The organism is Nocardia sp. NPDC127526 (assembly GCF_042672265.1).
Taxonomy (GTDB): Bacteria; Actinomycetota; Actinomycetes; order Mycobacteriales; family Mycobacteriaceae; genus Nocardia.
This window is the reverse complement of the sequence record NZ_JBHXVO010000029.1, coordinates 76,356-90,912: the sequence shown is the minus strand read 5'-3', so window position 1 is coordinate 90,912 and position 14,557 is coordinate 76,356. Positions and strand designations below refer to the sequence as shown.

Below are 14,557 nucleotides of genomic sequence, written 5' to 3'. Positions count from 1 at the left end.
CCGTCGGTGTGCCGCGCTCGCTGGAATGGGTGCTGGCGGTGTGGGGCGTCGCCAAGACCGGTGCGGCATTCGTCTCACTGGATCCGGCGCATCCGCAGGAGCGAAACCGGTTCGTGTGCACCGATTCCGGCGTCACCTGCGTACTCGCTCGCCACGATCTCGAGCTCGGCGTGGACGGCGTGGACACCATCCGTCTCGATCGGCTCGACCTCGCATCCGAGAGTCCGGCCGCCGTGCTCGATGCGGAGCGGCGCACGGTGCTGCGTGCGGGCAACCCCGCCTATATCGTCTATACCTCGGGGTCGACAGGTCGCCCGAAGGGCGTCGAGGTCACCCATGCCGGGTTGGCGGCCTTGATCGCGGATCTGCGGTCCCGGTGCGCGATCGATCCCGCCGCGCGCGTGCTGGGTGTGGCATCCCGGACCTTCGATGCGGCCATCCTGGAATTGCTGCTGGCGGTATCGGGTTCGGGCGCACTGGTGATCGCGCCGCCGGATGTGTATGGCGGACAACCACTGTCCGAGCTACTGCGGGACCGGCGTGTCAGCCACGCCTTCCTCACTCCGGCGGTCGCGCTGTCCCTGGAATCGGACGGCTTGGACGCGCTGCGAGTCGTACTGACGGGTGGCGATCGGTGTTCCCCGCAACTGGTTTCGCGGTGGGCGGGCACCGACGCGGCGGGCTCGCGCCGGGTGCACAACCTGTACGGCCCCGCAGAGGCCACCATCTGGGTGACGGGCACGGAATTGCCGCCCGGGGGCTCTTCCGGGATCGGCGCTCCGATCACGGGTATGGCTGCGGTGGTACTGGATTCGTGGCTGCGCCCGGTTCCCGCCGGTGTGGTGGGTGAGCTGTATGTCGCGGGCGCCGGTGTGGCGCGCGGATATCGAGGCCGATCCTCGCTGACCGCGTCGCGCTTCGTCGCCAATCCGTTCGGGAAGATGGGCGACCGGTTGTACCGCACCGGCGATCTGGTTCGCTGGACGGTCGACGAGAACGGCTCGGGCGCGGGGGAACTGGTGTTCGTCGGCCGCGCCGACTTCCAGGTGAAGGTGCGCGGTCAACGTCTGGAGCTCGGCGAGATCGAGGCCGCGCTGACCGCGGTGGAGGGCGTCGAACAGGCTGTGGCGCTGCTGCATTCGGTTCCCGACGCCCAGGGCGCTGGTGCGCGACTGACCGGGTACGTGGTGGCGGCACCGGGGTATGACCTCGATCCGGTGCTGGTCCGCGAACTGGTGGCTCGGCGGTTGCCCGGCTATATGGTCCCGGACGTGGTGATGGTGCTCGACGCATTGCCATTGACGGCGAGCGGAAAGGTCGACCGGCGGGCATTGCCCGAGCCGCAGTTCGGTTCGCGAGCTTTCCGGGCCCCGTCGACACCGGCGGAGCAGCTCGTGGCGAGCGTGTTCGCCGAGGTCCTCGGGCTCGAACAGGTCGGAGTCGACGACGATTTCTTCGCGCTGGGCGGCGATTCCATCGTATCGATCCAGGTGGTGGCCCGCGCGCGGACGCAGGGCCTGGTGTTCGGGCCGCGCGATGTGTTCGAGCAGCGGACAGCGGCGCGGTTGGCGTCGATCGCGCATGCGTCCGGTGACGGGGTGGACGATGCCTTGGCCGAGCTCCCCGGCGGCGGGGTGGGGGAGCTGCCGTTGTTGCCGGTCGCGCAGTGGATGATGGAGTGGGGCAAGGGTTTCGCTCGCTTCGAGCAGCATGTGGTGCTGCGCTTGCCGGTCGGAGCGGACGAGGCGAGCCTGCTCGCGGCGGTGGGCGCGGTGGTCGACCGCCACGATATGCTGCGCTCCCGGCTTCGGCTCGACGAGTCCGGCGCATGGTCATTGATGGTGACTCCGCCCGGCAGTATCGCCGCTGCCGCGGTACTGCGGCGTCGCGAAATCGCCGCGGATGCTCATCCGTCGGAGGTTGCGGACCTCGCTGGGGCAGAAGTCAACTCGGCCGCGGCCCGGCTGGATCCGGCAGCGGGCACGATGGTGCAGTTCGTGTGGCTCGACGCCGTCGGTGAGCCGGGCCGGCTGGCGGTCGTGGCGCATCACCTTGTCGTCGACGGCGTCTCGTGGCGGGTGCTGGTCCCGGATCTGATGGCGGCGCTGGAGCAGGCGATGCGCGGCGGGACGCCGGCACTGGAACCGGTGGGTACTTCCATGCGACGGTGGGCGCACGCACTGCGGAACGCCGCTCTGGACCGGAACCGGGTGGGGGAGTTGGGCCTGTGGCAGTCCATGACGGCAGGCGCGGATTCCCTCTGGGGCGGAAGGGATCTGGATCCATCGCTGGACACGGCGTCGGTCCTCGAGCACGTGGATGTGCGACTGCCGGAATCGGTGACGGGCACCCTGCTGTCGCGGGTACCGGCGGTGTTCCATGGCGGCGTCAATGATGGTCTGCTGGCCGGTTTGGCTGCCGCGGTTCGGATTTGGCGGGTTCGACGCGGCATCGGCGAACCGTCGGTCCTGATCCGGATGGAGGGCCACGGCCGCGAAGAGCAGGTCGTCCCCGGCGCGGATCTGTCGCGGACGGTGGGCTGGTTCACCTCCATGTTCCCGGTGCGGTTCGACCTCGCGGGCGTCGACGATGTGCTCTCGGACGGGGATGTGGCGGCCCTGGTGTGGTCGGTGAAGGACACGCTGCGTTCGATCCCGGACAAGGGAATCGGGTACGGGATGCTGCGCTATCTGAACCCGGAAACCGCTGCGCTGCTCCCGGATCGGATGCCGGGGCGAATCGGCTTCAACTATCTGGGGCGGGTATCGGCGACGGATCTCGGGGCCGATGGACTGCTCGGCGGATTGGGCGAGCTGGAGGTGGCGGTCGACCCGGAGACACCGGTAACGGTGGCGGTGGATGTCTCGGCCATGGTGGTCGACGACCGGCTGGAAGCCGTATTCCGGTACCCGTCCACCCTGCTGGACCGTGCGGACATCGACGAGTTGGCGCAGCTGTGGACCCAGGCGCTCACCACGATCGCCGAGCACGCCGAAAAGCCGGGCGCGGGCGGGCATTCGTCCTCGGACTTCGAGCTGGTGACCTTGAGTCGGACCCGGCTGACCACGCTCGAGCGGTTGTACCCGTCGCTGACCGATGTATGGCCGGTGACTCCACTCCAAGCCGGATTGCTGTTCCACTCTCAGCTGTCCGTCAGCGCTGCGACCGACGTCTACACCGCGCAGGTGGTGCTGCGTCTGACCGGCAAGTTGAATCCGGAACGCCTGCGGGCGGCAGCGGCAGCGGTACTGCGGCGACACGACGGCTTGCGCACCGCATTCACCGCCACCGGTAACGGTGAGAGCGTGGCGGTCGTCTGCGGTGAGGTCGAATTGCCCTGGCAGGTAGTGGATCTCACGAGCGCCGCCGACGCGGAGACGGCGTTGGAGGAGCTCGCCGCAGCCGAGAAGGCCCGACGATTCGATCTCACCGCGCCGCCGCTACTACGGTTCACCCTGGTCGTCCTGGGTCCCGAGCGGTGGGCATTGATCCTGACGAACCACCACGTGATCCTCGACGGCTGGTCCATGCCCTTGCTGGTCGCCGATCTGCTCACCGAATACCGCGGTGCGACGCCGGATGGTGCGGCCGGATCATTCCGGAACTTCCTGGCGTGGCTGGCATCCCGTGACCTCGAGGCGGGACGGGCGGCCTGGAGTCGTGCACTCGAGGGCGCAGAACCCACCCTCATTGCCGGAACCTCGGGCGCTGCCTCGGGACCGGTCGCAGAAGAGTGGATCAGCATCGACAGTGCCACTACTCGCGATCTGATGGCAGCAGCGGCGACCGCCGGCGTGACCGCGAATACGGTGCTGCAATCGGTGTGGGCCATCCTCATCGGGCAGCTCACCGGCCGCACCGACGTGGTGTTCGGTGCGACCGTATCCGGCCGCCCCGGCGACCTGCCCGCCGCCGAACGCACCATCGGCCTGTTCGTGAACACGATCCCGGCCCGGGTGCGGCTGCAACCGGCCGAGACCGTCGCCGAACTCTGGGCGCGAATCCACCACGAGCACACCGCACTACTGGACCACCAGCACCTCGGCCTGGCGGAGATCCACGCCCTGACCGGCAACGACAGCCTCTTCGACACCCTCATGGTGCTCGAGTCCTACCCCGTCGACCTCCACCACCTCGACCAGGCCACCGGCGACGACAACCTGACGGTCACCGCGGTCACGGCCGCCGACTCCACGCACTATCCCCTGACGTGCAGCGTGATCCTCCAGGACACCGCCCGGATCCGGCTGCAGTACCGGGCAGACCTGTTCGACGCGGCCGCGATAGACGGATTCGCCCGCCGACTGCAAGCAGTGCTGCACGCGGTCACCCGCGATCCGTCGGCCGCGGTCCGTGATGTCGAGATACTGCACGTCTCCGAGCGGCGGCAGCTGCTCGACGTGTGGGGGCGCAACGGCCGCATTGCTGTTCGCGATGGCGATACCACCGAGCGTGCCGAGACCGTGTCGGATCCGGCTGTTCCGGTCCATGAAGTCGGTCTGCTGTCCGCCGGTGACCGCCACCTGCCTGTGCGTGAGCGCGGGAAGGGCGGTGCGTTCGAACCAGTCGGCCGCAGTGTGCCCGGCGACGCTCTCACCTTGCCCGCGCTGCTGGCTGTCGCGGTGGCCGCGAATCCGCAAGGTGCCGTGGTGATAGACGCGGGCCGGACAATCTCCTATGCCGAGCTGGATGAGCGATCGAACCGGTTGGCGCGCTGCCTGATCGGCCGTGGCGCCGGCCCGGAGGCGGTTGTGGCGGTCGGTGTGCCGCGCTCGCTGGAGTGGGTGCTCGCGGTCTGGGCGGTTGCCAAGACGGGCGCGGCATTCCTATCTCTCGATCCCGCGCATCCCCTCGACCGCAATGAGTCCATCTGCGTCGATTCCTCGGTGCGAGTGGGCATCACATCCACCGAACACGGCGCGACCTTGCCGCGCGAGGACGTGTCCTGGTTGATTCTCGATGATCCCGTGGTGGTCGCCGAGATCGATGGTTGCTCACCCGCGCCGGTGTCCGATGGCGATCGCCATGGGGCGTTGCGACCGGGCCACCCGGCGTACGTGGTCTACACCTCGGGATCGACGGGCCGTCCGAAGGGTGTCGATGTCACCCACCGCGGCTTGGCGGCGGTGGTCTCGGATCTGGTGCACCGGAGCACGATCGACCGAGATTCGCGCGTGTTGTGCGTGGCTTCCCGGACCTTCGACGCGGCCATCCTGGAATTGCTGCTCGCGGTGGCGGGCGCGGGCGCGTTGGTCGTGGCCCCGGTGGATGTGTATGGCGGGCAACCGTTGTGGCGTGTGCTGCGGGACCGGGAGGTCACTCACGCATTCCTGACACCGGCCGTGGCGCTGACGCTGGAACCCGCGGGCCTGGATGACCTACGTGTCGTGCTGACCGGCGGCGATCGGTGTGCACCGCAGCTGGTGTCGCGATGGTCGGGCACCGATAGGGCGGGCCTCCGGACGGTGCACAACTTGTACGGCCCGGCGGAAGCCACGATCTGGGTGACGGCCGCGGAACTGTCACCGGATGAACGGACCGGAATCGGCGGTCCCATCCCCGGGGTCGCTGCGCTGGTTCTGGATTCGTGGTTGCGCCCGGTGCCCGCCGGAGTGGTCGGCGAACTGTACGTGTCGGGTCCCGCTGTGGCGCGTGGATATCGAGCACGGTCGGCATTGACGGCATCGCGCTTCGTGGCGAATCCCTATGGTGCCGAGGGAGATCGGTTGTACAGGACCGGTGACCTGGTGCGCTGGATCGCCGATGCAGTGGATTCGGATATGGGTGTGCTGGAGTTCGTGGGCCGCTCCGATTTCCAGGTCAAGGTGCGCGGGCAGCGCCTCGAGCTCGGCGAGGTCGAGGCGGCGCTGTGCGAGGTGGCGGGGGTCGAGCAAGCGGTAGCGGCGGTCGTGCATACACCCGAGGCGCATTCCGATACCGCCGCGAGTACCGGCGTGCGAGTGGTGGGATACGTGGTGGCCGCGGCCGGATGCACGGTGGATCCGGTAGCGGTGAAACGTTCGGTGGGGGAGCGGCTGCCGGGATTCATGGTTCCGGATGTGCTGGTGCTCGACGAGTTGCCTTTGACCGCAACCGGAAAGGTGGACCGGCGCGCACTCCCCGCACCGGTGTTCACCCCGCAGGAGTTCCGTGCTCCCTCGACTCCCGCCGAAGAAGCCGTGACGAGGGTGTTCGCCGAAGTCCTCGGGCACGATCGAGTAGGCGTCGATGACGACTTCTTCGCGCTGGGCGGCAACTCGCTGTCCGCCACACGGCTGGTGGCGCGGCTGTCTGAGACCCTGGGCGGCCAGGTCGGCGTGCGCGATGTGTTCGAGGCTCCACGGGCGGGTGAGCTGGCTCGGCGGGTGACCGAGCGTGCGGCGGGCTCGGCGGTCACGCCGCGATTGGGCGTGATGGCGCGCCCGGAGCGCGTGCCGTTGTCGTATGCGCAGCAGCGAATGTGGTTCGTGAACAGGTTCGCTCCCGGATCGGTGGCCTACAGCATTCCGCTGGTGCTGCGGCTGTCCGGTGCGGTGGACGCTTCGGCCTTGTCGGCAGCGGTGACCGATGTGCTGGGACGGCACGAGGTGCTGCGCACCAGGTACCCGGATGTGGATGGCGTGCCCTTCCAATTCGTGGTTCCTGTCGAGGAATTGGCGACGGTGGTCGACCTCGACGCGACGCCGGTCCCGGTGCGGGAATCCGAGCTGGCGGCCGCGGTGACTGCCGTGGTGTCGACGGGTTTCGATGTGACACAGCGGATCCCATTGCGGATGCGGCTGCTCTGTGTAAGACCCGACGAATTCGTCCTGGTGCTCGTGGTGCACCACATCAATGCCGACGGCTTCTCGATGGCTCCGCTGGCGCGTGACCTGGCCATGGCGTACACGGCGCGTTGCGCGGGGCGTGGCCCGGAGTGGACGCCATTGCCGGTGCAGTACGCGGATTACACACTGTGGCAGCGGGAATTGCTGGGCTCGGCCGACGATCCGGAATCGGTGCTCACGCGGCAGCTCGGGTACTGGACCGGGCAGCTGGCGGGCCTGCCCGAGGTGCTGGATCTGCCGACTGACCGGCCCCGACCCGCGGTGGCCTCGCATCGGGGCGCGACATACGGGTTCACGATCGAACCCGAAATCGTGTCCGGATTGCAGAGTCTCGCGCGGACGCAGGGCGCGACGCTGTTCATGGTCTTCCACGCGGCACTGACCATCGTCCTGTCCCGCCTGTCCGGCAGCACCGATATCGCGGTGGGCACACCGGTTTCCGGGCGCGGATCGGCCCTGCTGGACGACCTCGTCGGCATGTTCGTCAATACGGTCGTGCTGCGCACCCGCGTCGACGAGTCGGTGACCTTCGCCGAGCTGCTCGACCACGTGCGCGGGGTGGATCTGGACGGGTTCGCGCACGGCGAGGTGCCCTTCGAGCAGGTGGTGGAAGCCCTGGATCCGCCGCGCAGCCAGGCGCACCATCCGTTGTTCCAGGTGATGCTGGCCTTCCACAACCTCGACCAGGCATGCCTGGAACTGCCGGAGGTGGTCGTGACCGGCATGGGAGCCGAGACCGGTGTCGAGCGATTCGATCTGACGCTCACCTTGACCGACACACCTGACGACGACGGCGCGATCCCGGTCAACCTCGGCTATGCCGGCGAACTGTTCGACGAGGCCACGATTACTGTTGTCGCGCAACGGCTGTCGCGAGTGCTGACGGCGATCTCCCAGGAACCGCACATCCTTGTGCGCGACGTCGACCTGCTGTCCGCAGCCGAGCGGCGCCTGCTGCTGCACGAGTACGGGCACGGCGGAGCGGTCGTAGCAACAGGTTCGGGCGTCGGTGAGAGCGGTGCGGTCGCGGGCGGCCGGACCTTGCCCGCCCTATGGGCCGCTGCGGTGGCGAGTAACCCGCACGGAACCGCGGTCGTGGACGGGGACCGGGCGCTTTCCTACCGGGAGATCGACGAGCGGTCCAATCGCTTGGCGCGCTTCCTCATCGGACGCGGTGCGGGTCCGGAATCGATCGTGGCGATCGGTATACCGCGCTCGGTGGAGTGGGTCGTGGCACTCTGGGCGATCGCCAAGACAGGTGCGGCGTTCCTGTCGGTGGATCCGGCGCATCCGGTCGACCGTAATCGCTGGGTGTGCGCCGATTCCGGTGTGCGGGTCGGCATCACACTGGGCAGGTACGTGGCATCGCTGCCGGAAGACCCGGCCTGGGTGGTCGTCGATGACCGTGCGGTGGCGGCGGAGATCGACCTCTGCCCGAATGCCGCTGTCACCGAAGCGGATCGGGGTGCGAGGGTCCGGCTCGGCAACACCGCGTACGTCATCTACACCTCCGGTTCGACGGGCCGTCCGAAGGGTGTGGAAGTCACTCATGCCGGGTTGGCGGCGCTGGTCGCGGCGCAGGTGCGCGACTACGGGGTCGAATCCGCGGCACGCGTATTGAGTGTCGCCTCACGGACATTCGATGCGGCGATCCTGGAATTGCTGCTGGCGATCTCGGGCGGTGGTGCTCTGGTGGTCGCGCCGGTGGATGTGTATGGCGGGCAACCGCTGTGGCGGCTGCTGCGCGAGCAGGGCATCACGCACGCCTTCCTGACGCCCTCGGTCGCGCTGTCACTGGATTCGGCCGGCCTGGATGAGCTGCGGGCCGTGCTCACCGGCGGTGATCGGTGTTCGGCGCAACTGGTCGCGCGCTGGTCGCGCACCGACGCCGCGGCCCGGCGCCGGGTGCACAATCTCTACGGACCCGCCGAGGCCAGCATCTGGGTGACCGCGAGCAATGAGCTGCGGCCCGGCGAACCGGTCACCCTGGGCTCGGTCATCGCCGGAATGGATGTGCTGGTGCTGGATTCGTGGCTGCGTCCGGTGCCCGCCGGTGTCGTGGGCGAGCTGTATATCTCGGGCGCCGGTGTGGCACGCGGCTATCGGGGCCGCCACGGGTTGACGTCCGCACGATTCGTGGCCAATCCCCATGGGGGAGCGGGGGATAGGTTGTACCGCACCGGTGACCTGGTGCGGTGGGTTGCCGATGAGTCGGCTTCGGGCCGGGGCGCTCTGGTATTCGTGGGCCGCTCCGACTTCCAGGTGAAGGTGCGCGGACAGCGATTGGAGCTGGGCGAGGTCGAGGCCGCCTTGTGCGCCCTGGACGGAATCGAGCAGGCCGTCGCGATCGTGCACACCCCGGACGGTGGGACGGACAGCGCCGCAACCCGATTGGCGGCCTACGTGACGGCCACACCGGGAAGCCCGGTGGACCCGGTCTCGGTGCGCCGATCGATGGCCGAGCGCGTCCCGGGCTTCATGGTCCCCGAGGTCGTGCTGGTGCTCGCCGACCTCCCGCTGACGACCAGCGGAAAGGTCGATCGAAATGCCCTGCCCGCGCCCGTGATCGCACCGCGCGCGTTCCGCGCACCGAGCACCCCGAGCGAGCGCCTGGTGGCGGGCGTATTCGCCGAAGTCCTCGGCGTGCCCCGGGTCGGTGCCGACGACGACTTCTTCGAACTGGGCGGAAACTCGCTCAGCGCGGTACAAGTCGTCTCCCTGGTGCGGTCGCGCACCGGCAGGCAACTCCAGTACGGCCACCTGTTCTCCGACGCCACCCCCGCCTCCCTGGCCCGCACCCTGGACAGCGGTGACCAGTTGAACATTTCACTGGGCGTGCTGACCCCGCTGCGGTCCGCGGGCACCCGCCCGCCGCTGTTCTGCGTGCACCCCGGCGGCGGCCTGGCCTGGGTGTACGGCTCCCTGGCCGGCAACCTGGACCCCGACCGCCCCGTCTACGGGTTGCAGGATCCCTACATCGTCGCCGACGAATCCCGCCCGGAAACGGTTGCCGCCTACGCCGACCGCTACGTCCGCGAGATTCTCGACCGCTTCCCCGGCACCACCTACAACCTGCTGGGCTGGTCCCTGGGCGGCCAGATCGCCCACGCCATGGCCGTGCGCCTGCAGGAACTCGGCCACCCCGTCGGCCTGCTCGCCCTCGTGGACGCCAGCCCGGAAACCGGCCCGCACGACGCACCCGAACCCGAACCGAAGGAGGTGGCGGAAGCCGTCGGCCGCATTCTCGGTGGCTGGCGAGAAGCCCTGGGCCTGGACGATATTCCGGCCATCGACAACCTCGAAGAGTTCTACGCCCTGCTCGCCGATCGAATCACCCGGGCCGGAGTCCTCACACCGCGACACGTCGAACGCGTCCTGGAGAGCTTCTCCAACCCGGTGCCCTATACCCCGGGCCGCTTCACCGGCGACGCGCTGCTCTTCACCTCCGCCCGCGAGCCCGGCCGCGACCGGCTCGCCGACACCTGGCGCGAATACATCACCGGCCGAATCGATCGCGTCCCCATCGATGCCTGGCACACCGGAATGCTCAACGCCGACAAGTCAACCGAAATCGCCCCGATCCTGGAATCCCGCCTCCCCGCCGGAGGTGACTGACCCGGGCGGATATCCACGACGCGACGTCCGAAAATCGCGTGTAATTCACCGAGATCGTGCTCTACGTTCGGTGCATGGTGCTGACCGTTCGATCCGACCAGGGACGTGCCATTACGGCCGCCGCCGTGACCGTGGTGCTGTGGGCCTCTCCAACGCCAATGGCGCCGCCACCGTCCTCGGCGTCATCCTGTGCGTGCTCGCCGCGGCCAGCCGGGCCATCTCGGTCATAGCCCAGAAACCCGCCCTGGCCCACGCCTCGGCCCTGCAAGTCACCACCGCCGGCCGCATGGGCGTCACCACCTACGCCGTACCCGCCCTGGTGATCCTGATGTCCTGGCTCGCCCTCGGCGAAGTTCCCGGCCCCCTGGCCTTGGCGGGCGGCCTGCTCTGCCTGGCCGGAGTCGCCGTCGCCCGCAGCGGCACGCGCCGCGAACCCCAGGACACCGAGCCGAGATAATCCCTGCGAGATTACGCTGACTACCATGCTGGTGGGACGGGACGCCGAGCTGGCCGAAATCGATGGGCTGCTGGCCGCTGCGGCGGCGGGGCGTGGTCGGGTGCTGGCGATTCGGGGGGAGGCGGGGATCGGGAAGACGGCGCTGCTGGAGTATGCGGCCGGGGCCGCCGGGGGGATGCGGGTATTGCGCGGGGTCGGAATCGAATCCGAGGCCGAATTGGGGTTCGGGGTGCTGCACATGCTGCTGTATCCCTTCGCGGAGCGGATCGACGGGTTGCCCGGACCGCAGGCGGCGGCGCTGCGGGCGGCATTCGGGCAGGACGAGACGACGGAGGTCAATCGATTCCTGGTCGGTGCGGCGACATTGACGCTGCTGGCGGAACTGGCTGCCGAGACGCCGACGCTGCTGCTGATCGATGACGCGCAGTGGATCGACCAAAGTTCCACGGATGCACTGTTGTTCGCTGCCCGGCGGTTCGGTGCGGATGCGATGGCGATGATTCTCGGGGTGCGCGACACCGCGCTGCCTTTCCCGACTCCGGGGATCGCGACCATGCGGTTGTCCGGGCTGCCGCGGGCGGCCGCGGTCGGCCTGCTCGACCGGCATACGCCCGGTCTCACCGTTCCGGGCCGTGAGCGGGTTCTGGCGGAATCGGCTGGGAATCCGCTGGCCTTGCTGGAATTGGGCGGTGCGCGGCGCACCGCGGAAACCACCGGGCGCATCGATCCGGGGCACGAGGTCGGTCCCGTGGCGGTGTCGTCGCGGGTGCAGGAGAGTTTTCGTGCCCAGATCGCCGAACTGCCTTCGGGCACGAGGACTCTGCTGCTGATCGCGGCGTCGGACAGTGGCGCCGATATCGGCACGGTGTTCGATGTCGCCGCCCTGCAAGGACTGTCGAACGCGGACCTGGAGCCGGCGGAGCGGGCGGGGCTGGTCTCCGCCGAGCCCGATCGGATCGTCTTCCGGCATCCGCTGATTCGGGCGGCCGTCTATCGGAACGCACCGCATCATCAGCGGATCACCGTGCACGAGAATTTCGCCCGGGCACTGACCGAGCCCGCGGACGCCGACCGCCGCGCATGGCATCTCGCGGCGGCGACCACCAAACCCGATGAGCGCGTGGCCGCCGCGCTCGAACAGACCGCCCAGCGTCAGCAGCGCCGCGGCGGCGCCATGGCCGTCTCCGCGGCCTACGACCGTGCGGGACGGCTCAGCGTGGACCCCGAACGGAAGGCGCATCGCATTCTGCTCGCTGCCCGCGCCGCATACGACGCGGGCAAACCGGATCGCGCCACCCGCCTGGCCGCCGAGGCGGTATCGCTGACCGAGAACCTCGGAATCCACGCCGACGCAACGCATATCCGAGCCCAGGTGGAATACGAGCGGACCTCGCCGGCCGCCGACGCCGAACTCAGTTTGCAGGCGGCGGCGCTGATCGCGGACAGTGAACCCGAGCGGGCGGCGTTCATCTTGGCCGAGGCGATCTGCTGTGCACGGGACGCGGCGGATCGCGAGCTGCTGGTGCGGGGCACCGAGCTGCTGAATTCCATTCGGCTACCCGAGAACTCGCCACTGCGCCCGCATGTGTCGGCGCAGATCGCCTGGGCGGAGCTGCTCGGCGGCAAGCCTGCACCGGCGGTGGCGGCCATGGCGGCGCAAATCCGTGCGGCACACGGGGAGTCGGTGGACGACCTGCACAAGATCGTCGCGGGATTCAGCGGATTGATGCTGGCCGATGATGCGGCCACCGCCGCGATCATGGACGAGGTGGTCTCGGGCGCGCGGGCGACCGGTGAGCTGCAATGGATTCCGTACGCGCTCGAACTGGCCGCACTCGCGCACACGTTCACCGGAGCCTTCGGCGAGGCGAGAGCAGCCGTGGCCGAGGGCGTCGCGCTGAGCGAGGAACTCGGCATGCCGACCGAGGCGGCCGCGCTGCGGGCGATCGAGGTATGGCTGGCCGCGGTCGGCGGGGACGAGCCGGAATGCCGTGCCCTGGCTCGCGAAGTCCTCCCGGGCCTGTCGGGGACGCACCGCACGCACGCGGCGCTCGCCGAGTGGGGACTCGCGATCGCGGACCTGGCCGGCGGCGATCTGACAGCCGCGGTGGACCGGCTCGACGGCGTCTGCACCGGCCCCGCCGCCCACGACTTCCTCCTCCGCGCCGTGCCCGACCACGTCGAGGCCGCCGTGCGCGGCGGTGACCGCGACCGGGCCGAGAAGCACTTCGCCGCCTTCGGCAAATGGGCCGAGAGCGTCGGAAGCCCTGCGGCGGAAGCGCTGTCGAGGCGCTGCCGGGCCTTGCTGTCGACCGGCGACGACGCGGAAGAGCACTATTCGGTCGCGCTCGCGCAGCACGGCAGCCCCTATGACCGTGCGCGAACCCAGCTGGTCTACGGCGAGTGGCTGCGCCGCCGTCGCAGACGGTCCGATGCCCGCGGCCAGCTGGTCGAGGCACTGGACACCTTCGACCGCCTCGGAGCACGCGCCTGGGTGAGCCGGGTGCACGCCGAACTCGCCGCGCTCGGCGAGCAGCCGGCGATGGCCCGCCGCACCGATCCGCTCGCCCAGCTCACGCCGCAGGAACTGCAGGTGGTTCGCCTGGCGGCCGCCGGTTACAGCAATAAGGAGATCGGCGCGCGACTGTTCCTCAGCCCGCGGACCATCGGCCATCACCTGTACAACGCCTATCCCAAGCTGGGTGTCGCGCGCCGGGCCGAACTCGCCCAGCTCGGGCTGTGACCCAGCTGAATGACTCATTCAATCCCGGTCATCGTCCCGGGACGCCGGTAAGTCGACCGATGTGGCCGAAACTACTGTCGAAATAGCGTCTTTCGTGTCAGCAGGACTCCCTCACACGAAAGAGACGCTCATGCTCCTCGAGAACAAGACCGCAGTCGTCTACGGCGCCGCCGGTGACATCGGCTCCGCCATTGCCGCGGGCTTCGCGGCCGAAGGCGCGAACTGCTTCCTGGTCGGCCGCACCGCCGCCACCCTGGACGCCGCCGCCGACAAGATCCGCGCCGACGGCGGCCGCGTCGAGACCGCCGCCGTGGACGCCCTGGATGCCGCCGCCGTGCACGACCACGCCGCCGCCATTGTCGAAAAGACCGGCAGCCTGGATATTTCGGTGAACGTCATCGCCCAGGAGTCGCTGTTCGGCATGCTCGCCGATATCCCGGTGGCCGACTTCGCGCACTCCATATCCCGGCTCGTCACCTCCCAGCTGATCACCACCCAGGCCGCCGCCAAGCACATGGTCGCCCAGGAATCGGGCGTGATCCTGTTCTTCGGCGGCTCCGACTACGGCAACCGGGCGCCCGGGCTGGGCACCGTGCAGATCGGCAGCGACACCATCGAAGCGCTGCGCCGCCAGTGGGCCTGTGAGCTGGGCCCGCACAATGTCCGCGTCCTCACCCTCCGCACCAGCGGCATCCCGGAATCCCTGCCCGATATCCCGCAGACCGAGATGGCCAAGCAGAGCATTGTCGACAGCACCCTGCTGAAGCGGGCCGCCACCCTCTCCGACGTCGGCCAGGTCGCCGCCTTCGCCGCCTCCGACCGGGCTCGTTCGATCACCAATGCCCAGATCGATATTTCGTGCGGCGCCTATGGGGGGTGATCCGCGGTAGCCGGGCCGCCCGCACTGGTTGGGAG

General features: G+C 69.1%; 4 protein-coding genes. All 4 read left to right on the top strand.

Annotated elements, in window-relative coordinates; genetic code table 11:
• The first annotated feature begins 8 nt into the window (after nt 1–8).
• Nucleotides 9–10,442 (top strand): amino acid adenylation domain-containing protein, encoded by a 10,434-nt coding sequence (locus ACFVIV_RS32175; protein WP_379202866.1) that lies wholly within the window; start codon nt 9–11, stop codon nt 10,440–10,442.
• A gap of 139 nt (nt 10,443–10,581) precedes the next feature.
• Nucleotides 10,582–10,899, top strand: a complete 318-nt coding sequence (locus ACFVIV_RS32170; RefSeq protein WP_379202864.1) for an EamA family transporter — start codon at nt 10,582–10,584, stop codon at nt 10,897–10,899.
• A gap of 25 nt (nt 10,900–10,924) precedes the next feature.
• On the top strand, nt 10,925–13,642 hold the full coding sequence (locus tag ACFVIV_RS32165) for an ATP-binding protein (RefSeq protein ID WP_379202862.1): 2,718 nt from the start codon (nt 10,925–10,927) through the stop codon (nt 13,640–13,642).
• 130 nt (nt 13,643–13,772) lie between these two features.
• Nucleotides 13,773–14,522 carry an SDR family NAD(P)-dependent oxidoreductase gene (locus tag ACFVIV_RS32160; RefSeq protein WP_379202860.1) on the top strand — a complete coding sequence of 250 codons (750 nt, stop codon included), beginning with the start codon at nt 13,773–13,775 and terminating at the stop codon, nt 14,520–14,522.
• Nucleotides 14,523–14,557 lie beyond the last annotated feature (35 nt).